Genomic DNA, 22,717 nt, shown 5'->3' with positions numbered 1-22,717 from the left:
GGACCAGGGCTGGCAGGATCTGTTCCATGCGAGCAGTGGTGCAGCGGGTGACATCGGCGGCGGTCACGGTCGACGCGAGGTGGTCGGCGAGATCGACCCCGGCTCGGCGTCTCGTCCAGGCCCGGTCGAGACCGGCGGAGGGCCTGGTCAGGGCCTGCTTGTCCTGGTCGGGGTGACGCACGACGACGATCCGGGCACGGCGGCAAAGCTGGCGAAGAAGGTGTGGGAGCTGCGCATCCTGGACGGTGAGCGCTCCGCTGCCGATGTCGGCGCGCCGGTCCTCGTCGTGAGTCAGTTCACACTGTACGCCGACACCCGCAAGGGGCGGCGGCCGTCATGGAGCGCCGCCGCGCCGGGACCGGTCTCCGAGCCGCTCGTCGAGGCGTTCTCGGCCGCGCTACGAGCACTCGGCGCGCGGGTGGAGTCGGGCGTCTTCGGCGCGGACATGAAGGTCAGCCTGGTCAACGACGGGCCGGTCACCCTCGTGCTGGACGCCTGACTGAATGACGTCCGGCGCGCGCCCAGACCTCTGCGGCCCTTCTCAGACATCGTCCTGACGCCGATCTGTCATCCTGACGCCCAGAAGCCGTGCCTCCCGTGCCGTCTGGGCCCTTTGCGCGACTAGGCGGCGTCAGGACGACAGATCGGCGTCAGGACAGCGGGCGCGCCGACTACCGCAGCTGCGGCCGGATGTGCAGGCCTGCCTCTGGATCCACCACGACCTCCTGGGTGGCCGCTACCCCACCCGCGACCAGCTCCACGTCCACCGGGACGTTGCGCTTGATCACGGCCAGGCCGATCGGCCCGAGCTCGTGGTGGCGGGCGGCGGAACCGACATGGCCCACAGTGCGTCCGTCCGCGACGACCTCGTCTCCGTGCGCCGGCAGGTGATCCACTGACCCGTCCAGATGGAGCATCACCAGGCGACGCGGAGGCCTGCCCAACGTGTGCACCCGGGCGACAGTCTCCTGCCCCCGGTAGCAGCCCTTGTCGAGATGGACCGCGGAGCCGATCCAGCCCACCTCGTGGGGAATGGTGCGATCGTCGGTGTCCAGGCCGTGTCTGGCCTCGTGCGCCTCGATGCGCAGCGCCTCATACGCCCACACCCCGGCGAGGGAACCGGCGTCGCCGGCGTAGGCGGAGAGCTCAGCGCGTGGCACGAAGACGTCGCGTCCCCGCTCGGTCACCCTGCTCAAGTGCGTCGCGGGTTCGGTGCGCGGCTCCCAGACCACCGCGACGTCGCCGGTCACGTCACTGATCTCGACCTGGGACCAGAACTTCATCCGTTCCAGGTAGGCGACCAGATCCGCGGCGCGGCCGGGCTCGACATGGAACCAGATGGCCGTACCGTCGTCCACCCCGTACAGGGCGTGTTCAACCCTGCCGTGAGCGTCCAGGATGAGTGCGGCGGTCGCCTCCCCCGCCGCCAGCTGTTCCAGGTGCTGCGAGGTGAGCTGGTGCAGCCAGGTCAGCCGGTCCGGGCCACTCACCCGCACCACGCTGCGGTGCGAGAGGTCGACCAGGCCGGCGCCGTCGGCGAGCCGCCGCTGCTCGCGCAGGGGGTCACCGTAATGCGCCGCGACCCCGGCATCCGGGTCGGTCGCCTCCACGGCACCGGCGGTGTGGAGCAGCGGGCTGCGGTACAAGGTATTCACGCTCACGACCGTACCCAACACCGGGCGATGCGGCGATCATCCCGGTCAGGACCGGCAGGCCAGTGTGCCAGGCGGCTGAGCCTGCCGCGCGGCCGGTCAGCCCGCCGGACCGGTCAGCCCGCCGACTCCGACGCCCCCGCGACCCGCTGCAACTCGGCGGACAGGTGCGGCTGCAGGTCGTGGCCCATGGCTGCCATCTCGTACACATACATCAGCCTGCCGTTGACCATCCCGTAGAGCCGGTGCCCGGCACGGTAGTCTTTCGCGGTTTCAGTCTTCAGCACACCGCGCGTGGCCAGCTCGATCCTGGCCGGCTCCGACCGCCCGATATAGATCTCGACATACCCGGTGGGGTGGGTGAGCAAGACCTCGACCTCATCATTGGGCTGAGGACGCCAGTACCCCGTCTCCCGGGCCGCCGGGCGGACCAGATTGCCGTCGTCGTCGAGAATCCAGCTGCGACTGGTGTAGGACAAGAACGGCTTGCCGGGGACGTAGGTGAACTCCACCTCCTGGCCGAAGCGGTATGCCTCGATGGTCGGGTAGTCACCGACGCCTGCGCCCTCCCATCGCCCGAGGAGCCAGGCGAGCGGCACACAGTCGGTATGAAGATCACTGGGGATCTCGATCACAGTGCGAAACCTTGGTCGAGGGCGGGTGCGCTTATCAGGCCTGGCCCTTGAAGAGCTTCAGCACGACGAGCAGGGCCATCAGGCCGGCTCCCACCGCGACCAGCACCATCAAGGATGTAAAGACGATTTCCAGCACGGCTACGAGTGTAACGGTGCCGGGCGGGCGTGTCGCACGCGGCGCCGGTTCCTACGCTTGTCCACCATGGCTCACACTCTCGTCGTCAAAGTCACCGCAGGCGTCGACGCACCGGAGCGCTGCTCGCAGGCGTTCACGGTGGCGTCCACCGCCGTCAGCATGGGAGCCACGGTCTCGCTGTGGCTCACCGGCGAGTCGGCCTGGTTCTCGCTCCCCGGACGTGCCGCGGATTTCGATCTCCCGCACGCCGCGCCGTTGCCCGACCTTCTGGACAGTCTGCTTGCCGCGGGACAGGTGACGCTGTGCACCCAATGTGCGGCCCGGCGCGAGATCGGGCCGGACGATGTCATCCCCGGCATTCGCATCGCCGGAGCTGCGACGTTCGTCGAGGAGACGCTCGCGGAGGGCGTGCAGGCCCTCGTGTACTGATCCGGTGTGCGACGTCGTCGCACGTCGTCGGTGGCTCGTAGGTGTGGGTCGTCGGTGCGTCGTCGGCGCCGCGATCAGATGACAATGCGACGCTCCGCGGCCTCGTTGTGTCACCTGATCATCTCGCGTCCGCATTGTGGACATGATCAGGTGGCACGACAGCCGGCCCGAATGCAGTTTGTGCACCTGATCATCTCCGGGGAAATGATCAGGTGCACAAACGACGATCAGGTGACACAGGTGTCAGACGACGGTGACGTCCACTGTGTTGATGGCGCCGCGTGAAGCGACGACGGACCGGTTGACCGGCTCCGCACCGGGGGCGAGTGTCCGGACTGTCCACTCGCCGGGGGCGGCGAAGAACCTGAACTGCCCGGTGGTGCTGGTGGGCACCTCCGCGGTGAACTCACCCGTCGAGTCGAGCAGCCGCACGTAGGCGCCGGCCAAGGGCGCGTCGTCGCGAGACACGACGCCCTGGATCACGGTCTCCTTGGCGACATCGACGCCGTCCAGCGCCACACCGCCTGTGGTGGCTCCGCACATGTGCTCAGGCCTCCCCGGGCTCGTCGCCGACGGCGACCGGAACGCCCACCAGGGAGCCGTACTCGGTCCACGAGCCGTCGTAGTTCTTGACGTTCGGCACGCCGAGGATCTCCCGCAGCACGAACCAGGTGTGCGAGGAGCGCTCCCCGATCCGGCAGTAGGCGATGGTGTCCTTGTCCAGCTCCACGCCGGCCTCGGAGTAGAGCTCGCGCAGCTCGTCGTCGGAGCGGAAGGTGCCGTCGTCGTTGGCCGCCTTGCTCCACGGGATGTTCGCCGCGGTGGGGATGTGGCCCGGCACCTGCGAGACCTCCTGCGGCAGGTGCGCCGGGGCGAGCAGCCGGCCGGCGTACTCGTCCGGCGAGCGGACATCGACCAGGTTCTGCGCGCCGATCGCGGAGATGACCTCGTCGCGGAAGGCCCGGATCGAGTTGTCGGTGCCCTCGGCGACGTACTGCGTCGCGGGACGCGCGGGAACCTCCTCGACCAGCTCGCGGGCGTCCAGCTCCCACTTCTTGCGGCCGCCGTCCAGGAGCCGGACGTCAGGGTGGCTGAAGAGCTTGAACTGCCAGTACGCGTAGGCCGCGAACCAGTTGTTGTTGCCGCCGTACAGGATCACGGTGTCGTCCCGCGAGATGCCCAGACGGGACAGGAGCGCCTCGAACTGCTCCTGGTTGACCAGGTCGCGGCGGACCGGGTCCTTCAAGTCGGTGGTCCAGTTGACCTTCACCGCGCCCTTGATGTGGTTCTTGTCATAGGCGGTGGTGTCCTCGTCGACCTCGACGAGAACGACCTTGGGATTGTCGAGATTCTGCTCGACCCAATCGGCCGAGACGAGAGCGGACTCGCGGCTCATGGAGAGACCTCCGGTGTGTTGGTGGTGCGGGCAGGAAAGAAGCGGCGATACAGCAGGTAGATCTCGCAGCCGAGGCAGTAGCCGAAAGCGGCGTTGAGGAACGCCGCAGCCAGCGCCGCGCCGACTGCGATGTACGCGATGAGGGTGACGTCAGAGAGGTACCCGACGAGACCGGCGACCGTGAAGACCAGCCCCACCGCCTGGGCAAACCGCGGCGGCTCCGGACTCTCGAGCTCGCCCGGCGGACCGATACGGGGCCGGACCAGGCGACGGAACAGCAAGCCGTAGGGCGAAGCTGCCACACCGAAGATCACGGCCAGGCCGAACACCACGCCCTGAACGGCGAGGAGCCATGGACTACCGGTGACCAGCACCACGGCGAGCACAACGGTGGTGATCGTAGCGGCGAACCGGGGACCGCGAGGATCGATCATGGAGCGGAATCTCCTGACGTGGACGGGCAGTGAAGTGCGCACACGTGGGGAGCCGGGCCTCAAGGACCACACTTGGGCAGGCCGAAGCGGCTCCCGTCAGGACATGAGACAGAGCATGGTGGAGACGCGCCGGTAGTCAATGGCGCGTCTGCGGGTCAGCTCTGTGCGGAACACGCCATTAGATTACGGCCGATCAGAGCTGAGGTCACGTTCAGTATCACATAATGAGACAGCAAATCTCACGACATGGTCATGCGCCGCCGCATCCACGGGTCCTCACCGGGGGGCGCGGAGGCTTCCGGTCCGCGCTCACCACAGCGCGGCCCTCGCTCACACGGCATTCAGCACGGCGCGGACCTCGCCGATCCGGGGCACTCCCGTGGCACGCCCCACCACACTGCCTTCTCCATCGAGGATGAGTGTGGTCGGCGTGCGCGCGATGCCCAGCACCCGCACCAGCTCCAGATTCCGCTCCGCGTCGATCTCGATGTGAGCTACCCCGGACTCCGTCCCCGCGATGTGGGACAAGGTGCCGCGTGCGGCCCGGCATGGCTGGCAGAACGCCGTGGAGAACTGCACCAGCGTGGCCCGGGAACCCAACTCCGCCCCGAGGTCGCCAGAGCTCAGGACAGCCGCCCGATCGGCCGGCTCGGAGTCCTGCGCGGATCGCACGATCCCGTCGCGCCGCTGCCGCCAGACCCCGAACAGTGTGGCCAGCGCCAGGACGGCGAGTACGACAGCAACTCCGGTCATGGTTGGCGCAACGCCTCCTTCACGAGGTTTGTTCCGCTTGCCGCTCACCCAGGGGAATCAGCCCACCAGGAGCTGGCCGAGCACATACGCCGCCGGGGCGGCCGCGACGAACGGGCCCACCACGCGAAGCGGCGCGATCGACGCCGGGGCATTCGTGGCCGCTGCGGTGACCGGTACGTTCGTAGCCGGCGCGGCGACACCGCCTGCGCCGCTCGCGGTCAACCCGGGCTCAGCATCCGCCGCGCCGGACAGGTCATCATCATTCGGTGAAGCGACGGGAAGCCCGAGGCCGCTCTCCCCCGCAAGCCGATCCGCCACCGCGAAGGCGACGGCACTCATGACGCCGGCGAATGCGGCGATCACCACCGCGCTCACCGCCGGAACGGCCTCGCCGAGCGTGTTCACCAACGAAACCAGGACCGCTGCCCCGGTACTGGCGACCAGTACTCCGACGACGCGCCGAACCGCCCGCGAGATCGGCAGCGCCTCGGCCAGGGCCACCGTGCCCACCCCCAGCAGGGCAAGCGTCACCGTGTGAGTTCCCTCGGGAGTGGTGTGAAGCGACAGCCAGAGCACGGGCATGACGATCAGTACACAGGCGGTGACCACCAGGCTCAGGGCGGTGTTGAGCCCGCTCCGGCCGTCCCTCCGGAGCAGCTGGATGACGAAGGCGGCGAGCACCGTAGGTCCGAGCACGCCGGCCATCGGCGTCAGGTCCGCCGTGCCGGACAGCTCGATCCAGACCAGCGCGCCGATGCCAGCCGTCAACCCGAGCCATCCCGCGGCGCGGGCCGAGCTGAGATCGGACGAGCCGACAACTCCCAGAGCAAAGACGATCTGCACGATCGCGATCCCCACGGCCAGCAGCACCGACCCGGAAGTAGATGCCAAGCCCAGAACTGCCGCGAGGGCGGCGGCGGCTAGGGGAAGTCGGGCGGAAGGCACTCGTCAATCCTGACAGACCGGCGTCGCAGCCTTCCGCCGGTTAGGCAACAAGTCGGCAACAGTACGGTCAACGACGGCGTCGCGGTTCCCTTGCGCCTGCCCGCGTCAGGCCGGCCCGCGCGACCACCTCTGCGCGTTGCGCTCACCCGCCGGCGAAGGGCGGGAGCAGGTCGACGACCGAGCCGTCGCCCAGCTCTTCACGCTCCGGGTCCCGCTTGCCGAGCGGCGTCTCGTCGACCAGGACGGCGCAAATAGCCAGGACGGCAGCGAAGCGGGAGTCGGCGCCGTGCGCGGCTTTCGCCGCGGCCAGCGCCTCGGCGAGTGTGGCGGCGTCGTACGACTCCTCCGGGGTGCCAGCGGCTGCCCGGAGCGCCGCCCAATAGCGCAGCGTCACCTTTGCCATGTTGCCATCTCATCACACTCCACGGCCGATGCGGGCGCCGTCGCCCAGGTCCGGCCTTTCCGACTGCGATGATCGCTCGGGCACGGGCTGCGAACGGCCGCACGCTGCCGGGCACCGGCCGCGTGCCCGGTTTCACCGGGATCACATCGGTCCGCTATATTTGGCGCCAAGCAGGACCTGGGCGACGGAGCTCCCCAGGTCCTTTCGCGTTTGTCGGGGACGACGGCGAAGGAGAACTCGATATGGCTACCATCGTCCTGCTCACTCAGGTGTCTCAACCACCCGAGGAGGTTCTCCCAGCGCTGGGGCTGCTTCTTCACGACGTCCGGGTCATGCCTGCCGAGGGATCGGCACTGGTCGACGCGCCGGCCGGGGACGTCGTCATCGTCGACGCCCGGCGCGAGCTGTCCCACGCCCGCAGCCTGACCAGGCTGCTGCGCACCACGGGCGTGGACGCCCCGCTGCTCGCCATCGTCACCGAAGGAGGCCTCGCAGCGGTCACCGCTGAGTGGTGCGTCGACGATGTGCTGCTCGACACCGCCGGCCCCGCCGAGGTGGAGGCCAGACTGCGGCTGGCGCAGGGCAAGCTGGCCGCCACCACATCCGATCAGCCGGATGAGATCCGGTCCGGAGATCTGGTGATCGACGAGGCCACCTATACCGCGAAGGTCGGCCGCCGCACCCTCGAGCTGACGTACAAGGAGTTCGAGCTGCTCAAGTTTCTCGCCCAGCACCAAGGCCGGGTGTTCACCCGGGCGCAACTCCTGCAAGAGGTCTGGGGATACGACTACTTCGGCGGCACCCGCACCGTCGATGTCCACGTCCGCCGCCTGCGGGCAAAACTCGGGGCCGAACACGAGGCACTGATCGGCACGGTCCGCAACGTCGGCTACCGGTTCGTGCCGCCACAGCAACGCGGCTCCCGGCAGGCCGGCACGCGCCAGCCCGCCCCGGTGGAGCTGCCCGACGATCATCACTCAGCCGACGCACCGGACCGTCCGGCGTCGCCGGCTTCCCTCGACGCGATCCGGATGGGCGGCTAGAGCAAAGCCCGACTCGTCGGTCCGCCGCCGGTGCGCGATGATGCACCGATGAGAGTCACGCGAGACACGACGTTCAGCGCCGAGTCCGTCCGCCGGCTGGGTGAGCTCGCCCACCGGGCGAGGTCGGCGGACGGTCAGGCGCCGTTCTCCGACGAGCTGTGGCAAGCGGCGGTGGAAGGACTCACCGACGCGGCGCTGACCACATGGGCGGGCGTCGCCTCGGACGACGCGGCACCGACGCCGCGGGCCGGCCGGACGCCGCCCGCCGGGCACGTGCCGCCTGCTGGGCAGATTCTGAGCGGTGCGGCCTTCGCTGCCCGGCAGGGCGAAAGGAGGGCGGCGGAACTCCTGGTCGACCCGGACCGACGCCGGCACGGACTCGGCGGTGCGCTGCTGAGCGAGCTCCTGGACTCCGTGCCGGGCGAGGTGTGGGTGTGGTCGCACGGCGATCACCCCGGCGCCCGGGCGCTTGCCGCTCGGCACGGGCTGGACCGAGCCAGGGAACTGTTCCAGCTACGACGTCCGGCCGACCGGCCGGTCCCCGACACACAGGCGCCCCCGGGGGTGACGGTCCGCACCTTCCAGCCGGGGCAGGACGAGGAGGCATGGGTGGCGGTCAACTCGGCCGCGTTCTCCTGGCACCCGGAGCAGGGCAGCCGCACCATCGACGACATCCGGGCCGCACAGAGCGAGCCGTGGTTCGATCCCGATGCCTTCTTCGTGGCCGAGTCCGGCGGTGAGATGGTCGGCTTTCACTGGACCAAGATCCACCCGGTCGTTCCGGACAGCCCCGGCGATCCCGCTCTGGGCGAGGTGTATGTCCTTGGCGTGGCGCCGCAGGCTCACGGCTCCGGCATCGGCGGTCACCTGACGGCCGTGGGCCTGCGTCATCTCGCCGCCCAGGGTGCCGGCGAGGTCATGCTCTACGTCGAGGGGGACAACGCCGCCGCGCTGCGTGTCTACGAGCGGCTCGGCTTCACCCGCTACGCCGTGGACGTGGCGTACCGGCGGGGTGCGGGCGAGTAGGGCCATCACAGCCGGTGATCGACGGTGACGCACCGTCTACCCTCCGTTAACGTCGGCGTGACACCATTGGCGGCATGGCTCCCGAACAGACGGTGACGCAGGCCCGGTACCTCGATCGTGAGCTGTCCTGGCTGGCCTTCAACACCCGCGTCCTGGAACTGGCCGAAGACCCGGCGGTGCCCCTGCTCGAGAGAGCCCGGTTCCTCTCGATCTTCTCCAGCAACCTCGACGAGTTCTACATGGTCCGGGTGGCGGGCCTGAAACGGCGCATCGCGGCCGGGGTGGCGGTGCCCGCCGTTAGCGGGCTGCTCCCGCGAGACGTGCTGGAGCGGACCCTCGACGGCTCTCGGGAGCTGATGACCCGGCAGACCCATTGTTTCCGCGACGACGTCCTGCCCGCCCTGGTCAAGGAGGGCATCGAGCTGTCCCGGTGGGACGATCTCGACGACAGCGAGCACGTCCGGCTGCGGACGCTGTTCCAGGAGCGGATCTTCCCGGTGCTGACGCCGCTGGCAGTCGATCCCGCGCATCCGTTCCCGTACATCTCCGGGCTCTCCCTGAATCTGGCGGTGATGGTCCGCAATCCGGTGACCGACACCGAGCACTTCGCCCGGGTGAAGGTGCCGCCGAACTTCGCTCGTTTCCTGCCCGTGTCCGAGCAGCGCTTCGTCCCTCTCGAGGACGTCATCGCCGCTCACCTGTCCCTGCTGTTCCCCGGCATGGACGTCCTCCAGCACCACACGTTCCGGGTCACCCGCAACGAGGACGTCGAGGTCGAGGAGGACGACGCCGAGAACCTGCTCACCGCGATGGAGCGCGAGCTGATGCGCCGCCGCTTCGGGCCCGCGGTGCGCCTGGAGGTCGAGGAGACCGTAGACCCACACGTCCTCGATCTTCTCCAGCGGGAACTCGGAGTGAGCCACAACGAGACGTTCTCGCTCCCGGGTCCGCTCGACCTCACCGGGCTCAGCGGTATCGCCGATCTGGATCGCGCCGAGCTGAAGTACCGGCCGTTCCTCCCGGCAACCCACCGCGACCTGCCGGACGTCGAGTCGGCGGCCCCGGCCGACATGTTCGCCGCCATCTCCAAGGGCGACATCCTGGTGCACCATCCGTACGACTCGTTCTCCACGAGCGTGCAGCGCTTCATCGAGCAGGCGGCCGCGGACCCGCGCGTCCTGGCCATCAAACAGACCCTGTACCGGACCAGCGGCGACTCCCCTATCATCGACGCCCTCGTCGACGCCGCCGAAGCCGGCAAGCAGGTGCTCGCTCTCGTCGAAATCAAGGCGCGCTTCGACGAGCAGGCCAACATCACGTGGGCCCGTAAGCTGGAGCAGGCCGGCGTCCACGTCGTCTACGGCCTTGTGGGGCTGAAGACCCACTGCAAACTCTGCCTGGTGGTACGCGACGAAGCCGGCGGGATCCGGCGCTACAGCCACATCGGCACCGGGAACTACCACCCCAAGACCGCCCGCCTGTATGAGGACCTCGGCCTGCTCACCGCCGACGCCGGGGTCGCCGAAGACGTCAACCTACTCTTCAACACTCTCTCCGGCTACTCCATCGAATCGGAGTACCAGCGCCTGCTGGTGGCGCCGCACGCGCTACGCACCGGCATTATCGAGCGGATACAACGCGAGGTCGAGCACCACGAGCAGGGCAGGCCGGCACGGATCCGGCTCAAGCTCAACTCGCTCGTCGACGAGGCTGTCATCGACGCTCTCTACGACGCCTCCCAAGCCGGCGTCCCCGTGGACGTCTGGATCCGCGGCATCTGCAGTCTCCGCGCCGGAGTACCAGGCCTGTCGGAGAACATCCGGGCCCTGAGCATTCTGGGCCGTTTCCTGGAGCACTCTCGCATCATCGCGTTCGAGAACGGCGGCCAGCCGGAATACTGGATCGGCTCGGCCGACCTGATGCACCGCAACCTGGACCGGCGTGTCGAAGCGCTCGTCCAGCTCATCCACCCGGAGCACCTGAGCGAACTCGAGGCGATGTTCGACCTCGCCTTCGATCCGGCGACGTCGGCGTGGCACCTTCGCGCCGGTGGGGAGTGGGAACGGGTCCACATCGGCCCCGGCGGAGAACCGCTGGCGGATCTTCAGCACCTGCTGATCGAGCGCAAGCGCCGCCGGCGGACCACCACGTGACACGTGCCGAGCCCGCTGCGGCGCCGCCAGCGCGCCGCGAGGCCGAGCAGAAGTTCCGGGTGCATGGGCTGTTCCGACTTCCAGACCTCCACGACGTGCCGGGCGTGCACGAGGTCGAGGATCACGGCTCGACCGAGCTGGAATCCTCCTACTTCGACACCGAAGATCTCCGCTTGATCCGCGAGGGCATCACGCTCAGGCGTCGTACCGGCGACGATCCGGGCTGGCACCTGAATCTATCCGCGGCGGACCCGAGGCAGGGGGTGAGGGACGAGATCCGCTTGCCGTTGTCCGCATCGGCCGGCCGGCCACCGGACGAGCTGCTGCGGATCGTCCGCGCGGTCATCCGCGGGTCTCCGGTGCGACACATCTCGACGCTACGCACCTACCGAACTACGTACCTTCTGCGCAACGCGAACGGGAAACCCGTCGCGGAGCTGGTCGACGACGCGGTGCACGTCCTGACCGGTGACGGCACTGTCACGGCACGCTTCCGCGAGCTGGAACTCGACGAGCGCAAGGGCGGCAAGGCCGCCGGCCGGGTGGCGGCGGCACTCACCGGCGCGGGAGCCGTCGGCGGTGAGTTCGTCGCCAAGGTCGTCCGGGCACTGGGTCCCGCCGCCACGAGCCCTCCAGAGGTACCGGATCCAGCCGAACCCGGTCCGGACGACCCGGCCGCCGACACCGTGACGGCCTACCTCGCCGTTCAGATCCGAGCACTGCGCAAGGCCGACCTGGCGTTTCGCTGGGCGCCGGAGTCGAGTGAGGACGCCGTGCACCGGATGCGCGTCGCGGCGCGGCGCCTCCGCGGGGCTCTCCGCACGTTCCGGCCCCTCCTTGACTCAGGCCGGACCGTCCACTTGGCGTCCGAACTGGCCTGGTTCGCCCGTGGTCTCAACGAACTGCGGAACAACGACGTCCTGCGCGCCCGGCTCATCGCCCACAGTGCGCACCTCCCCGAGGAGGTACCGAGCGGGCCCGTGAACGCCTTCGTCGAGGCCGCGCTCACGGCCGACGCCGCGGAGGCGCACGCCTACGCGCTCGCGATCCTCGACTCCCGTCGGTATCTGCGCCTGCACGACGAGTTGGTCGCCGCCGTCCACGACCCCTCGTTCGGCGGCGAGTCCGGTGGGTCGGCCCGAGATGTGCTCCCGGCTCTCGCCCACAAGGTATGGAAGCGCCTTCGCGCATCGGCGGACTCGCTACGCGAGAATGCCCCTGCCCAGGAGTGGCATCGCGTGCGGCTGCATGCCAAGCGGGCTCGCTACGCGGCCGAAGCGGTGGCGATGTCGCTCGGCGACGACGCCGCGGCCTTCGCGCGGGAGATGCGAAAACTCACCGACATACTCGGCGAGCACGAGGATGCCCATCAGGCCATCGACGCATTACATCTGCTGGCGCGTCGCCCGCCGGCCGATGCGGAGATCGTCTTCGCCCTCGGTGCGCTCGCCACCGTCGAGAAAGATCACGCCCTGCGGGCGCGGGTCCGGTTCACCGACGCTTGGTCACGCACCAGGCGAGTGGGCGCTCCACGGACGTGGACGGGCGGCTGATCCGGGTGGTGATCAGGACTGCTTGAGGGCGATCTGCTCGACGATGTTGGCCACGGTCTCGAATCCGTCCACCGCGGACTCCAGCGTCTCGATGACGTCCTTGAGCTTGTGCACCGTGAGCGCGTCGTACTCGCCCGAGAAGATCCTCGCGAGCAGCCGCCGATACGTCTGGTCCGCCTCGTTCTCCAGGCGGTTGATCTCGATCCAGTACTTGGTGAGCTCGCCTGCCGTGCGCAGGCGCGGCATCGCCTCCGCCGTGAGCTCCGCGGCACGGTCGAGGACGTCGACCATGGACGCCACGCCGTTGGGCAGATCCTTGATCCGGTACAGGACCATCAGATCCAGCGCTGCCTCGACGTCGTCGAGCACGTCGTCGAGCGCGCCCGCGAGCCGGTAGATGTCGTCGCGATGAAACGGCGTCCTCACGCCCGAGTTCACCCGCCGGACGATGTCGTGCGTGTGCTCGTCACCCGTATGTTCGATGTCCTTGAGAGTGGGCACCAGCGCCGCACGGTCCGCGTCCGGGACGAGCGCCTCCGACAGCACGCGGACACCGTCCCGCAGATTCTGGGCCGAAGCGGTGAACAGGTCGTAGAAGACGATATCTGCAGGCGAGAGTCGCATGCGGAATCGCACGAGAGTTTCTCCCTCACTTAAGAGGTCGCGACCTCTAGGCGTGTTCTGAGAGGCGCACCCCTCATCATCGGACGATCGAATGCTAGAACGTCGAGATGAACAGTAGCGCAGCGGTTCAGCGCCGAACCCTGCGGAGTTGCGGTCACGACCCTACTAGTATCCCACTAACCTCGGCTTTCGTCTTCCATGCGGGCGGACGTGAAACCGGTCACTCGCCCCGCGACACAGGATCGGTGCAGGCGGGCGAGCCTGCCTGGCTCGTCGTCATCCCGATCGCTCTGCCCGGCATGCACGACCGGCCGGCGCGGCTCGGCCAGCCACCCGACGGGGGCGGCGCGGAGTTCAGAACCCGGATGCCGGAGCCCCGCACCGTGGGCCCGCGCGGGACACTACAGTGGTGCGCCATGGCGGACGCGCGACCCTTGAGCGAGCTTGTCGAACCCGGGTGGGCACAGGCCCTGGCTCCGGTATCCGAACATGTCACGGCCATGGGCGAGTTCTTGCGGGCGGAGATCGCGGCCGGCCGCTCCTACCTGCCGGCGGGTCCGCATGTCCTTCGAGCGTTCACCCAACCGTTTGACGACGTCCGCGTCCTCATCGTCGGCCAGGATCCGTACCCCACCCCGGGTCACGCCGTGGGGCTGAGCTTCTCCGTGGCGGCGGACGTGCGCCCGCTCCCACCGAGCCTGATCAACATCTTCCGCGAGTACTGCGAAGACCTCGGGCATCCGCCGCCGAGCACCGGCGACCTCTCCAGGTGGGCGGACCACGGAGTGCTCTTACTCAACCGAGCGCTCACCGTCGCCCCACGCCAGCCCGCGGCCCACCGCGGCAAGGGCTGGGAGATCGTGACCGACCAGGCGATCCGCGCCCTAGCCGCGCGGCGGCGGCCGCTGGTTGCCATCCTCTGGGGCCGCGACGCCCGGAATCTCCGCCCTCTACTAGGCAATACACCGTGTATTGAGTCCGCACACCCGAGTCCGATGTCGGCTCGCAACGGGTTCTTCGGTTCACGGCCTTTCAGCCGCGCCAACGAGCTCTTGACACAGCTCGGTGAGCCACCTGTCGACTGGAAGCTTCCGTAAGGCTCCGGCTTCTGACGGATCAGCCTTTGCTCACGGTGCGGAATGCCCCTTTGACAAAAAGAGCGAACATCGTATGCTGCGGGTCGCGGGCTCAAGGTGGTACTGTTTCCGCGGGTTGCAGTAACAGTTCCTCGTACGTCCTTGACCGCCCGTGGATTGTTATGGCGGGCGTTTTTCGCTTCTCTGTGCCTAGCACGGTAGCGGGAGACGGCAGCAGCAACCGGAGTCGCACGGTGCGGCTCCACATACCGTCCCCTAGGAGGACACAGCACATGGCACAGGGAACCGTCAAGTGGTTCAACGCCGAGAAGGGCTTCGGCTTCATCGCGCAGGACAACGGCGAAGCCGACGTCTTCGTGCACTACTCGGCCATCCAGACCGAGGGCTACCGCACCCTGGATGAGAACCAGCGCGTGGAGTTCGAGATCACGCAGGGTCCGAAGGGACCGCAGGCAGACCAGGTTCGCCCGATCTGACCTTAGTCCGTACTTCGCAAGAACTGCCGGTCTGCGCGCCCACGCATTCCGGCCAGACGTGCAAAGCCATGGGTGATGCTGTGGCTTAGCGGCGAAACGCCCCTCACGCCCAGCGCGGGGGGCGTTTCGCTTACGTGCTTAGTCCGGGCCGCCAGTTGCGTTCCGTCAATGGTGCCCCTCGACATTCTCTAAGCCTTCGTTTCATAAGCGATATGGACTTGTTATAGAAACGAGCTCATAGGCCTCTCTGATACAAATGCTCCCGCACGCCAGGCTTGCCTGTGCAACATTTACGGTCCGGCATACCCGGAAATCCGTACCACTGGCATATACCAGGGGGTAACAATGCCCGGGAAAGATCATCTCTCTGATGGGTCACGCTCCCATAGCGCGGTATTCCGCCGGTGCATAGCCATCGCAATCACGAGGCCGGGTCGCTGCTGTGCCCGCGCGACGTCGTATCCCCATCCGTCCCGGAACAATCCATCTGCCCTTCGCGCCCGTATCCTCGGATGTGCACATGTTCCCCCACACCGAACGCGCGTCGGACACAGCGCTCGTCGAGGGCCTTGCACTGGGAGACCAGCCCGCGGCGCTCGCTTTCGTGCGCCGGTTCCAGGGTGCGGTCTTCGGTATCGCGCTGTCGGTCACGCGTGACCGCGGCTTGGCCGAGGACGTGAGCCAGGAGGTATTCCTCCGCGCCTGGCGAGCGGCCGGGACCTATGACCCGAGGCGAGCGTCGGTTCTGACGTGGCTGCTGACCATCGCCCGCAATGCCGCGATCGACGCGGTCCGGGTCAGGCGGAACACCCCTGCGGAATCCGAAGCCCTGGAGCGGCTGATCCACGACTCCATACGAGATCCGGACCCCACCGAGCCGGTGCTCCATCGCATCGAAGCCGAGCGGGCAGTGCGCCGCCTACGCGCGCTGGCCCCAGAACAGGCCCGGGCTGTGGTTCTCGCGACCATGGGCGGATGCACGGCCGCTCAGGTCAGCCAGCTGGAGCAGATCCCGCTCGGCACGGCGAAGACCCGCATCCGGACCGGCCTGCGGCGGCTGCGCGACCTCATCGATGAGGAGGAACACCATGAGTGAGCGGCATCCCACCGAGGACGCGCTCCTCGACTTGGCGCTGGGTGACGTGCCGGAACCCGGCAACCAGCTTCTGACTCAGCACTTGTCCACGTGCCCGGCGTGCCGCAAGCGCTACGACGCGATCAACGACTCGATCGAGCTCACCCTGCCCGCCGCGCCGCGAGTCCAGCCCGCGCCGGGCTTCGATCAGGCGGTCCTCGAAGCGATGGGCATGTCCGGCCCCACCGCAAGGCGGCGCGTCGCGCCGCAGGCGGCCGGAGGTGGCACAGTGGCCGAGCCCGGGCGGGCTCCCCGCCGCCGATCCGCTCTGGTCGCCCTCGCGGCAGGCGTGGCCGGTGTGGTGATCGGCGTGGGCGGGTCGATGGTCGCCGGAAGTCTCGACGACGGCCCGCCTGCGGCGACGGTCGACGTCGGCACTCCCCTCGTCACGGATGAGGGTGAAGCGGTCGGCACGGCAACGCTGAGCTACCTCGGCGACCAGCGCGTCGTCGTCGTCGCTGCCGCAAATGGGGACGGCCGGACCTACGAATGCCGCCTGCGGCTGCCCGACGGGCAGACATCTGTCCTCGGCGAGTGGACGGTACCGGACACCGGCAGCACCTGGGTCATGCCCGCGCCCTACGCGGACAGCATGACTGTCGAGCTCGTGGACGATTCAGGAGCTGTCTGGTCGACGGCGCGGCTGTGAGTTGCCGGCGTTCACGAGCCTGACCTCGTCGTCGCCCGCTTGTTCTCGGCTTCCGGCGCGTCATAATGGAGTGACGACGATGAATAGCGGGGAGCCGGGCGCATTCCATGACCACTAGTGGCGAAGTGAACAGCGGCCGGGGCGAACGTCCTCTGTTGACTGTCGCCCATCGCGCCGCCAATGATCCCGAAGCTTTGCGGGCGGTTCTGGACCTTGGCGTGGATCTGGCCGAGGCCGACGTCCGCTATTTCAAGGGCGTGCCCGAAGTTCGGCATTCGAAGACTCTGGGCTCGCGTCTACTGTGGGAGCCAGGTGAGCTCACCCACCGGGCACAGATCGACGTGCTGACGCTCGCCGACCTCCTCGAGGTGGTTCCCGGGGCCAGGCATCGCCTGATGCTGGACCTGAAGGGGATCTGGCCCGGTCTGGCTCCCGCCGTCGCCCGGACGTTGCGAGAACACGCCCCCGACTCGCCTGTGGCGATCTGCACCCCGCACTGGTGGATGTTCAAGGCGTTCGCCGACGCGCCGCAGGCACGCATCATCCCGTCGGCGGGCAGCTGGCCGATGTTGGAACGACTACGCGAACTCTTGCGCAAGGGGCAGAGCGGGTGGCCGATTCAGCGGCCGTTCTTCGGCTGCTCGGTGCACCGCACGCTCCTCACGCCGGCCGTCGTCGCCGAACTCCGCCGCCGGGTGGGGCATGTGCTCACCTGGCCGGTAGACACGGACGCTCAGCTAGCCGACGCACGCCGCCTCGGCGTCACCGGTGTCACCAGCAAGAACCTGGAGCTCCTAGCCCAGATCCACGCCCCGAGCTAACCCGTCCCGCACGCCGTGCCGGTCAACCAACACTCAGCGTGACGTCTCCAGGCTCAGTCCCAGCCCCTGGCATGGGTTGTGGTCGTTCGAATCGGACAATTCGGGCGCATTTACGATGCGTAACCCATGCCAGGGGCTGGGACGGCGGGGTGGGATATTTACTGAGGGTTATCGGGGTGCAGCGGATCGGTGGGGGCACCGGCGCCCTCGGCCGCGCCGTACAGCATCTCCCGCAGCGCCTCCACACCGGTGTGCTTCGGTGCCCAGCCCAGTTCCATCCGAATCCGCGTCGTGTCGAGTGTGGGCAGGTTGAGGAACAGGTTCAGCAGCGCGTCGTCGGCGCGCGCCAGCCGCAGGCGCCAGGCCCCGCCGACGGCCACCCGTGCGGCCAGCTCCGGTACCGGCACCACCCTGGACCTGAAGAGATCGCCCAGCTCTCCCGCGTCGATTATCGGCTCGGCGGCCACGTTGTACGCGCCCCGCGCCTCGCTCAGGACGGCGAGCCGGTAAGCCTCGGCGACATCCGAGGTGTGCGCGGCCTGGAACCTCAAGGCGGCAGGCAATGGCAGTATCGGCAACCGGCCGGGCTGGAACAGCGCCCGGGGCACCATGGGCCCGGCAAAGATCCGCCGTTGCTCGCTCGCGGACTCCCGGCTGAACAGGAAGCACGGCCGCATCCGCACGATACGCATCGCAGGGTTGCGGAGCTCAAACGCGTCGAGGTACCGCTCGAGATACGCCTTCTCCCGCCCGTAGGCGGCAGTCGGAATGCTGTGCGTCGGCCAGCTCTCGTCCACGTGCTTCCCCCGCCCGGGAGAGTAGGCACCTACCGACGACGCATACACCAGGGCGCCGACGCCGGCCTCAGCGGCAGCCTCGAACACCCCGATGCTCCCGATGACGTTGACGTCCCACGTCTTCAGGGGATCGTGCGTGGGCTGGAATGCCCACGCCAGGTGGATGACAGCGTCGGCGCCCTGGAAGTGCCGCGCCATCGACGGTGAACGGACGTCGTCGCCGATGAACGTCGTCTTCGGCGGCTGCCAATCCGGGACCCGGCGCGCCAGAGCCACGATCTCGTCGACCTGCCCGTCGCCGGCCAGCGCTTCGACGACGCTGGTTCCGACGTTCCCCGTCGCACCCGTGACCACCACTCGCATGGCCAGACCGCTACCCCGCTGCGCGCTGGTCAAACCCAGGATGCCGTCCTCGTCATCCTCGATGAGGTCCAGCAGCGCGCCGAGGTGCCGGCCGACGAAGAGAGCGACACGAGCGACCCGCTCGGCGCCTACTCGGTGCCCGCGACGGCCACGCGTTCAGTCCATGCCGCCGTCACCACCGCGTCCCTTGGGAGACTCCGGTTCGCGCTCGCCCTCGGGCCCGCCGTCCATCTCGTCGGCTACTGTCGGGCTGGTGTGCTCGTCAGCGAAGTCGCCTCCGCTCTCGTACGCATCTCTGCGCCGGCGCTCGTCGTCCTGGCTGTCCGGCGGACGTTCCCGCTTGTTGTCGGTCATGTCATTCCCGTACCCCAGGCCGTGGTCTTAGAACATCCGCTGAAGAGCGCGGTTGTTCGCCAGCCCCGAGCCGCAACGCTGGACGATTCCTTCAGCGGTGGAAGAGTTCATCGGCCAGGGGCCACACAAGCTTCCACCGCTGAAGGAATCGTCCAGCGTTAGAGAGGCGGCGCTCACCGTCATCACCATGCGGCAGCCGCTTGGAAAGTGGCCGTCGACGGTGGGATAATCACCGTGGCATGGCCTAACAAATTGAGATCAATTCTCATATGAACTAGTGTCCTGCCCCAGACGCACCGTGCCGGTGGATTCTCACCCATCGAGGCACACCCCAGAACACTACGGCGAACGAAGGACCACGATGGCGAACAGGAAACCGATCAAGACCGAGAAGCGGTCTGCCCGCAAGCGGAAGAACCCGCTCGACGCGGCCGGCATCACGTATGTCGACTACAAGGATGTCAACCTGCTGCGCACGTTCATCTCTGATCGCGGCAAGATCCGTTCGCGGCGAGTCACCGGCCTGACTCCGCAGCAGCAACGTTCGGTGGCGCGAGCCATCAAGAACGCGCGCGAGATGGCGCTGTTGCCATACACCGAGGGCTCCCGCGGACCCCGCTGACTTATCGGCCCGCCCGCTCCGCCACCTGAGCGTCGATCCGTCGCACCAGATCGACGATCCGCCGGACAAGTCTGTGCCCATCACGGTCAGGCTGGAGGACACCTGCGACGGCGGGTATCGCCAGTGCGGCCGCGAGAACGCGCGGGCTCATCGGGGTGGCGTGGATCGAGTTCAGAGCCGGCGTGCCGCCCAGCGGCGCTCGGCCAGGAGGAATGCGAGCACCGCCGCGAATCCGATGGCGGCGAGCGCTGACGCTGCCGCGATGTATTCGTCGGGCGCGTGGAGGGCACGGTCCTCGTCCTGCCAGGGCCACAGCGCTCGCAGGCATCCGGCCATCACCCCCGTGAGGATGACCAGGGCGAACCGCCGGTGGTGTTCGAGCAGCCACTGCAGGAGCTTCACGAACGACGCCAGTCCGACGGCGGCGCCAAGCATGAAGAAGGCGAGATACCCGACATCGCGGTCGTTCACCGCCGCCAGGGTGTCGTCGTACAGGCCGAAGGTCAGCAGGAGAAACGAGCCCGAAAGGCCGGGAAGCACGAGGGCGGACACCGCCACGGCCCCGGCCAGGACGATCACCGGCCGCTCCGCCTCGACATCAGACGGCGGGATACTGACTACCACGAAGGTCAACGCTGCCGCGAGCAAGGCGATCGCGGCGTCGCGCCATCCCCAGTGGATGCGGCCCGCCCCGGCCGCACCGGTGAGGCCGGCCAGCCCAACCTGATCCGGCTTCGGCGGGCCCGGCTCACGACCGGCCCTCTCGGCCCGGTGGGCCCTCTCGGGCCGGTCGGCTCGGCCAGCCCGGCCGGCCAGCGAGAACGGCACCCACAACGATGCGAGCACCAAACCGAAGAACAGCGCCCGGCTGTGTACCGGGTTCTCCTCGACCCAGCCCTCGAGCAGTCGCGCCATCACCACCAGCGCGATCACCATGCCGGCCAGCAGAGGAAGGATGAGCCGCCAGCTGACCTTCCTGAACTCCCCTGCGGCGGACGCGGCGCCCCGGCCGCGCGGAATGTCGACGACAGCCCGGCGCAGCCCGGACAGGAAGTGGCCCGCAGAGGTGATCACCGTCTCGTAGACGCCGACCACCAGTGCAACGGTGCCCCCGCTGACGCCGGGGACCGTCTCCACCGTACCGATCAGGGCTCCACGCAGCGCGTTCAGCCCGTGGTCCCGCCATGCGGGCTCAGTAGCCGGGCGTCGATGGCGTGCTCGAAAACCTGGAGGTCTCACATCGTTGGGCACGGCGGAACTGTATCTCGTGACCGTCGCGCCGCCTCGAGCGCTACCAACGCGTCAGGGCAGGGAGCGGCGGCCCGAGCGGCCGGTGAGCCGCCGCCGCTGGGAATCGTCGAGCATCAGGTACGCCGCCACTGGAACACCGATGAGCACCAGCAGCACCAGCCAACCCGGCAGGAGCCACCATGCCACCAGAACGCCGCCGGCCCCGATCAGGAGCTTCGTGCCTGTGGACATTGGATCTACCTCTTTCTCTCTTCGCCGGGCGGGTTCACGCTCGGGTCGTCGTCGGCGTGCCCGCGATCGCCGGGGGTCCGGCCGGAGCACTCGCCACTACCGATTGTGCGTCCACAAGCACCCGAGATGCCTCAGGGAAGGCCCTGATCTGTCCCTGACTGTCCCGCTCTTCCCCACTGATCATTGGCGATCGCGCACCTAGTTAGGCATGTATGCGCCAACGATCATGAAAAAGAGGCGTGGGTGTGCGGGACAATGGTGAGCATGCACAGTGAGGTACTTCAGCTGAACACCGGCACCGATCTGGTCACCGATGTCACGTCCGAGCTCCGCCGGTTCTGCGGCGGCCTCGGGGACGGGTTGTGCCACCTGTTCGTTCCACACGCGACGGCGGGCCTGGCGATCATGGAGACCGGCGCCGGCTCCGAGCCGGACCTTGCCGACGCGATCGACCGGTTCCTGCCCAGGGAAGACATCTACCGCCACCAGCACGGTAGCGTCGGCCACGGCCGCGACCACGTCCTGCCGGCGTTCGTCGCTCCGTCCATCTCCATCCCCGTGCTGGACGGTGAGCCTGCCCTCGGCACGTGGCAGAGCGTCGTCGTCGTCGATTCCAACACGGACAATCAGCAGCGCACGCTCCGTCTGTCGTTCCTAGCCTCCCCATGATCATGGGGGTGGGCGGCCACCGGGTCAGCTGGCCCAATCCAGCAGCGATTCGTGCCGCGCCGGGTCCCGCAGCTCGGCGAGGGCCTGTTTCTCCAGCTGACGGATCCGCTCCTTGGTCAAGCCGACGCGTTCGCCGACCTCCTGCAGGGAGTGCTGTCGCCCGTCGTGCAGGCCGTACCGGAGCGTGATGATCATCGCCTCCCGCGGCGGCAGCGTACCGACGAGTGCGCGCAGCTCCTCGCCCAGCGCCCGGAACTCGGCGACCTCGGCGGCCTGCAGCACCTCGGCGTCCTCGATCAGGTCGCCGACACTGGCGGTGCCTTCGTCCCCCACAGGCGCGTCCAGGCTGATGACGTCGCGGGCGATCTCCCGCAACTCCTCCACACGTTCCTCCGAGAGGTCCGTCTCCTCGGCGAGCTCGGCCGTGGTAGGTGAACGCCCGAGATCCACCTGCAGCTTCCGCTCCGCGCGGCCGAGCTTCGAGATGTTCTCCACCTGGTATGCCGGCAACCGGATGGTCCGGGCCTTCTCGGTACGCGCGCGTTCGAAGGCCTGCCTGATCCACCACATCGCATAGGTCGAGAACTTGTAGCCCTTGGCATAGTCGAACTTCTCCACGGCGCGGATCAGGCCGAGATTCCCGTCCTGCACTACGTCGAGGAAGGACAGGCCCGAGTTGCGGTAGTACTTTCTCGCTGCGGACACGACCAGCCGCAGGTTGGCGCGGATCATATGGTCCTTGGCCGCCATACCGTCATCCGCAATGGCCTGGAGCTCTTCCCGGCGGTGCGGTGCACCGTCGCCGGAAGCCTCAGCCAGGAGATGCTGGGCATAGAGGCCCGCTTCGATCCGCTTCGCCAGATCGACCTCCTCGGAGGCGGACAGCAGCGGCGTCCCGCCGATCTGCTTCAGATACTGCCCAACCAGGTCATAGTCCGCCTCGGGCTCGCGGGGCTCAGTTCGAGCCCGCCGGATGTCCGTGCCGTGTCCGTTGACCATCACCATCAAATCGCTTCCCTCCTTCACTTCCTTCCTACCCATGCCGGGTGCATGACATGTCTCCGCCACGG

27 protein-coding genes and 1 pseudogene are annotated in these 22,717 nt (G+C 68.2%); 13 read left to right on the top strand and 15 right to left on the bottom strand.

Annotation, left to right across the window (positions count from 1 at the left end):
• Window positions 1-26: 26 nt before the first annotated feature.
• Window positions 27-499: pseudogene (gene dtd, locus G1H11_RS06570) on the top strand (D-aminoacyl-tRNA deacylase).
• A gap of 172 nt (window positions 500-671) precedes the next feature.
• On the opposite strand, the gene ygfZ reads toward dtd, so the two are convergent.
• A complete protein-coding gene (gene ygfZ, locus G1H11_RS06565; RefSeq protein ID WP_163817837.1) occupies window positions 672-1,646 on the bottom strand; it encodes a CAF17-like 4Fe-4S cluster assembly/insertion protein YgfZ in 975 nt (324 codons plus the stop codon).
• 122 nt (window positions 1,647-1,768) lie between these two features.
• Window positions 1,769-2,287, bottom strand: coding sequence for a heme-binding beta-barrel domain-containing protein (locus G1H11_RS06560; RefSeq protein WP_163817313.1), 519 nt, complete (start codon window positions 2,285-2,287; stop codon window positions 1,769-1,771).
• Window positions 2,288-2,489: 202 nt separating this feature from the next.
• Between G1H11_RS06560 and G1H11_RS06555 the strand changes: the two genes are divergently transcribed.
• Window positions 2,490-2,852, top strand: coding sequence for a DsrE family protein (locus G1H11_RS06555; RefSeq protein WP_163817311.1), 363 nt, complete (start codon window positions 2,490-2,492; stop codon window positions 2,850-2,852).
• 243 nt (window positions 2,853-3,095) lie between these two features.
• Here the strand turns inward: G1H11_RS06555 and G1H11_RS06550 are convergent, their stop codons facing one another.
• The 6 genes from G1H11_RS06550 to G1H11_RS06525 all read right to left on the bottom strand — a co-directional run bounded on the left by G1H11_RS06550 (window position 3,096) and on the right by G1H11_RS06525 (window position 6,783).
• On the bottom strand, window positions 3,096-3,395 hold the full coding sequence (locus G1H11_RS06550) for a DUF1416 domain-containing protein (RefSeq protein WP_163817309.1): 300 nt from the start codon (window positions 3,393-3,395) through the stop codon (window positions 3,096-3,098).
• A gap of 4 nt (window positions 3,396-3,399) precedes the next feature.
• Entirely contained in the window at window positions 3,400-4,248 is an 849-nt protein-coding gene (locus tag G1H11_RS06545; RefSeq protein ID WP_163817307.1) for a sulfurtransferase, read from the bottom strand.
• Window positions 4,245-4,682 (bottom strand): DUF4395 domain-containing protein, encoded by a 438-nt coding sequence (locus G1H11_RS06540; RefSeq protein WP_163817305.1) that lies wholly within the window; start codon window positions 4,680-4,682, stop codon window positions 4,245-4,247. The genes G1H11_RS06545 and G1H11_RS06540 overlap by 4 nt, the downstream gene beginning before the upstream one ends.
• Window positions 4,683-5,012: 330 nt before the next feature.
• Entirely contained in the window at window positions 5,013-5,435 is a 423-nt protein-coding gene (locus G1H11_RS06535; RefSeq protein WP_163817302.1) for a TlpA family protein disulfide reductase, read from the bottom strand.
• Between the two features lie 57 nt (window positions 5,436-5,492).
• On the bottom strand, window positions 5,493-6,380 hold the full coding sequence (locus tag G1H11_RS06530) for a hypothetical protein (RefSeq protein ID WP_163817301.1): 888 nt from the start codon (window positions 6,378-6,380) through the stop codon (window positions 5,493-5,495).
• A 142-nt stretch (window positions 6,381-6,522) separates the two neighbouring features.
• The gene (locus G1H11_RS06525) at window positions 6,523-6,783 is read right to left on the bottom strand and encodes a MoaD/ThiS family protein (RefSeq protein WP_163817298.1); all 261 of its coding nucleotides are present in this window, start codon (window positions 6,781-6,783) and stop codon (window positions 6,523-6,525) included.
• Window positions 6,784-7,025: 242 nt separating this feature from the next.
• On the opposite strand from G1H11_RS06525, the gene G1H11_RS06520 reads away from it, so the two are divergent.
• The 4 genes from G1H11_RS06520 to G1H11_RS06505 all read left to right on the top strand — a co-directional run bounded on the left by G1H11_RS06520 (window position 7,026) and on the right by G1H11_RS06505 (window position 12,558).
• Window positions 7,026-7,826: a winged helix-turn-helix transcriptional regulator gene (locus G1H11_RS06520; RefSeq protein ID WP_163817296.1), complete on the top strand. Its 801-nt coding sequence runs from the start codon at window positions 7,026-7,028 to the stop codon at window positions 7,824-7,826.
• Between the two features lie 48 nt (window positions 7,827-7,874).
• Window positions 7,875-8,852, top strand: a complete 978-nt coding sequence (mshD, locus tag G1H11_RS06515; RefSeq protein ID WP_163817293.1) for a mycothiol synthase — start codon at window positions 7,875-7,877, stop codon at window positions 8,850-8,852.
• 74 nt (window positions 8,853-8,926) lie between these two features.
• Complete coding sequence (locus tag G1H11_RS06510) at window positions 8,927-11,005, top strand: RNA degradosome polyphosphate kinase (protein WP_163817291.1); 2,079 nt, start codon at window positions 8,927-8,929, stop codon at window positions 11,003-11,005.
• On the top strand, window positions 11,002-12,558 hold the full coding sequence (locus G1H11_RS06505; RefSeq protein WP_163817289.1) for a CHAD domain-containing protein: 1,557 nt from the start codon (window positions 11,002-11,004) through the stop codon (window positions 12,556-12,558). The genes G1H11_RS06510 and G1H11_RS06505 overlap by 4 nt, the downstream gene beginning before the upstream one ends.
• Window positions 12,559-12,570: 12 nt before the next feature.
• Here the strand turns inward: G1H11_RS06505 and G1H11_RS06500 are convergent, their stop codons facing one another.
• Window positions 12,571-13,182 (bottom strand): DUF47 domain-containing protein, encoded by a 612-nt coding sequence (locus G1H11_RS06500; RefSeq protein ID WP_163817835.1) that lies wholly within the window; start codon window positions 13,180-13,182, stop codon window positions 12,571-12,573.
• A gap of 416 nt (window positions 13,183-13,598) precedes the next feature.
• Between G1H11_RS06500 and G1H11_RS06495 the strand changes: the two genes are divergently transcribed.
• From G1H11_RS06495 to G1H11_RS06475, 5 genes are all read left to right on the top strand, one after another.
• The gene (locus G1H11_RS06495) at window positions 13,599-14,279 is read left to right on the top strand and encodes a uracil-DNA glycosylase (protein WP_163817833.1); all 681 of its coding nucleotides are present in this window, start codon (window positions 13,599-13,601) and stop codon (window positions 14,277-14,279) included.
• 272 nt (window positions 14,280-14,551) lie between these two features.
• The gene (locus G1H11_RS06490) at window positions 14,552-14,755 is read left to right on the top strand and encodes a cold-shock protein (protein WP_163817288.1); all 204 of its coding nucleotides are present in this window, start codon (window positions 14,552-14,554) and stop codon (window positions 14,753-14,755) included.
• A 520-nt stretch (window positions 14,756-15,275) separates the two neighbouring features.
• On the top strand, window positions 15,276-15,851 hold the full coding sequence (locus G1H11_RS06485; RefSeq protein ID WP_163817286.1) for a sigma-70 family RNA polymerase sigma factor: 576 nt from the start codon (window positions 15,276-15,278) through the stop codon (window positions 15,849-15,851).
• The gene (locus G1H11_RS06480; protein ID WP_163817284.1) at window positions 15,844-16,539 is read left to right on the top strand and encodes an anti-sigma factor; all 696 of its coding nucleotides are present in this window, start codon (window positions 15,844-15,846) and stop codon (window positions 16,537-16,539) included. Before G1H11_RS06485 ends, G1H11_RS06480 begins: the two co-directional genes overlap by 8 nt.
• A 107-nt stretch (window positions 16,540-16,646) precedes the next feature.
• Window positions 16,647-17,360: a glycerophosphodiester phosphodiesterase gene (locus G1H11_RS06475; RefSeq protein ID WP_216843508.1), complete on the top strand. Its 714-nt coding sequence runs from the start codon at window positions 16,647-16,649 to the stop codon at window positions 17,358-17,360.
• A gap of 158 nt (window positions 17,361-17,518) precedes the next feature.
• On the opposite strand, the gene G1H11_RS06470 is transcribed toward G1H11_RS06475, so the two are convergent.
• A complete protein-coding gene (locus G1H11_RS06470; RefSeq protein WP_163817830.1) occupies window positions 17,519-18,520 on the bottom strand; it encodes an NAD-dependent epimerase/dehydratase family protein in 1,002 nt (333 codons plus the stop codon).
• A gap of 156 nt (window positions 18,521-18,676) precedes the next feature.
• Window positions 18,677-18,874, bottom strand: coding sequence for a hypothetical protein (locus G1H11_RS06465; protein WP_163817283.1), 198 nt, complete (start codon window positions 18,872-18,874; stop codon window positions 18,677-18,679).
• Window positions 18,875-19,235: 361 nt separating this feature from the next.
• On the opposite strand from G1H11_RS06465, the gene rpsR reads away from it, so the two are divergent.
• Window positions 19,236-19,496: a 30S ribosomal protein S18 gene (rpsR, locus tag G1H11_RS06460; RefSeq protein WP_163817281.1), complete on the top strand. Its 261-nt coding sequence runs from the start codon at window positions 19,236-19,238 to the stop codon at window positions 19,494-19,496.
• A 1-nt stretch (window position 19,497) separates the two neighbouring features.
• Here the strand turns inward: rpsR and G1H11_RS06455 are convergent, their stop codons facing one another.
• The 3 genes from G1H11_RS06455 to G1H11_RS06445 are packed head-to-tail and all read right to left on the bottom strand — an operon-like array spanning window position 19,498 to window position 20,978.
• Entirely contained in the window at window positions 19,498-19,647 is a 150-nt protein-coding gene (locus tag G1H11_RS06455) for a hypothetical protein (protein WP_163817279.1), read from the bottom strand.
• Window positions 19,648-19,667: 20 nt separating this feature from the next.
• Window positions 19,668-20,747, bottom strand: a complete 1,080-nt coding sequence (locus tag G1H11_RS06450) for a DUF368 domain-containing protein (protein WP_216843506.1) — start codon at window positions 20,745-20,747, stop codon at window positions 19,668-19,670.
• Window positions 20,748-20,798: 51 nt separating this feature from the next.
• The gene (locus G1H11_RS06445; RefSeq protein ID WP_163817277.1) at window positions 20,799-20,978 is read right to left on the bottom strand and encodes a hypothetical protein; all 180 of its coding nucleotides are present in this window, start codon (window positions 20,976-20,978) and stop codon (window positions 20,799-20,801) included.
• Window positions 20,979-21,242: 264 nt separating this feature from the next.
• Here G1H11_RS06445 and G1H11_RS06440 point away from each other — a divergent pair, with 264 nt between their 5' ends.
• On the top strand, window positions 21,243-21,647 hold the full coding sequence (locus G1H11_RS06440) for a YjbQ family protein (protein ID WP_163817276.1): 405 nt from the start codon (window positions 21,243-21,245) through the stop codon (window positions 21,645-21,647).
• A gap of 24 nt (window positions 21,648-21,671) precedes the next feature.
• Here G1H11_RS06440 and G1H11_RS06435 read toward each other — a convergent pair whose 3' ends face one another.
• Window positions 21,672-22,688, bottom strand: a complete 1,017-nt coding sequence (locus tag G1H11_RS06435; protein ID WP_216843505.1) for a sigma-70 family RNA polymerase sigma factor — start codon at window positions 22,686-22,688, stop codon at window positions 21,672-21,674.
• Window positions 22,689-22,717 lie beyond the last annotated feature (29 nt).

It is taken from the genome of Phytoactinopolyspora alkaliphila, assembly GCF_010550695.1.
In the GTDB taxonomy this organism is placed as follows: Bacteria; Actinomycetota; Actinomycetes; order Jiangellales; family Jiangellaceae; genus Phytoactinopolyspora; species Phytoactinopolyspora alkaliphila.
Note: the sequence above shows the minus strand (reverse complement) of the source record. Positions and strands in the feature narration are given on the sequence as shown.

Coding starts and splice junctions, on each gene's coding strand:
- G1H11_RS06555 (WP_163817311.1), top strand. CDS start 2,490: ATGGCTCACACTCTCGTCGTCAAAGTCACCGCAGGCGTCGACGCACCG.
- G1H11_RS06550 (WP_163817309.1), bottom strand. CDS start 3,395: ATGTGCGGAGCCACCACAGGCGGTGTGGCGCTGGACGGCGTCGATGTC.
- G1H11_RS06545 (WP_163817307.1), bottom strand. CDS start 4,248: ATGAGCCGCGAGTCCGCTCTCGTCTCGGCCGATTGGGTCGAGCAGAAT.
- G1H11_RS06540 (WP_163817305.1), bottom strand. CDS start 4,682: ATGATCGATCCTCGCGGTCCCCGGTTCGCCGCTACGATCACCACCGTT.
- G1H11_RS06535 (WP_163817302.1), bottom strand. CDS start 5,435: ATGACCGGAGTTGCTGTCGTACTCGCCGTCCTGGCGCTGGCCACACTG.
- G1H11_RS06525 (WP_163817298.1), bottom strand. CDS start 6,783: ATGGCAAAGGTGACGCTGCGCTATTGGGCGGCGCTCCGGGCAGCCGCT.
- G1H11_RS06520 (WP_163817296.1), top strand. CDS start 7,026: ATGGCTACCATCGTCCTGCTCACTCAGGTGTCTCAACCACCCGAGGAG.
- mshD (WP_163817293.1), top strand. CDS start 7,875: ATGAGAGTCACGCGAGACACGACGTTCAGCGCCGAGTCCGTCCGCCGG.
- G1H11_RS06510 (WP_163817291.1), top strand. CDS start 8,927: ATGGCTCCCGAACAGACGGTGACGCAGGCCCGGTACCTCGATCGTGAG.
- G1H11_RS06500 (WP_163817835.1), bottom strand. CDS start 13,182: ATGCGACTCTCGCCTGCAGATATCGTCTTCTACGACCTGTTCACCGCT.
- G1H11_RS06495 (WP_163817833.1), top strand. CDS start 13,599: ATGGCGGACGCGCGACCCTTGAGCGAGCTTGTCGAACCCGGGTGGGCA.
- G1H11_RS06490 (WP_163817288.1), top strand. CDS start 14,552: ATGGCACAGGGAACCGTCAAGTGGTTCAACGCCGAGAAGGGCTTCGGC.
- G1H11_RS06485 (WP_163817286.1), top strand. CDS start 15,276: ATGTTCCCCCACACCGAACGCGCGTCGGACACAGCGCTCGTCGAGGGC.
- G1H11_RS06480 (WP_163817284.1), top strand. CDS start 15,844: ATGAGTGAGCGGCATCCCACCGAGGACGCGCTCCTCGACTTGGCGCTG.
- G1H11_RS06475 (WP_216843508.1), top strand. CDS start 16,647: ATGACCACTAGTGGCGAAGTGAACAGCGGCCGGGGCGAACGTCCTCTG.
- G1H11_RS06470 (WP_163817830.1), bottom strand. CDS start 18,520: ATGCGAGTGGTGGTCACGGGTGCGACGGGGAACGTCGGAACCAGCGTC.
- G1H11_RS06465 (WP_163817283.1), bottom strand. CDS start 18,874: ATGACCGACAACAAGCGGGAACGTCCGCCGGACAGCCAGGACGACGAG.
- rpsR (WP_163817281.1), top strand. CDS start 19,236: ATGGCGAACAGGAAACCGATCAAGACCGAGAAGCGGTCTGCCCGCAAG.
- G1H11_RS06455 (WP_163817279.1), bottom strand. CDS start 19,647: ATGAGCCCGCGCGTTCTCGCGGCCGCACTGGCGATACCCGCCGTCGCA.
- G1H11_RS06445 (WP_163817277.1), bottom strand. CDS start 20,978: ATGTCCACAGGCACGAAGCTCCTGATCGGGGCCGGCGGCGTTCTGGTG.
- G1H11_RS06440 (WP_163817276.1), top strand. CDS start 21,243: ATGCACAGTGAGGTACTTCAGCTGAACACCGGCACCGATCTGGTCACC.
- G1H11_RS06435 (WP_216843505.1), bottom strand. CDS start 22,688: ATGGGTAGGAAGGAAGTGAAGGAGGGAAGCGATTTGATGGTGATGGTC.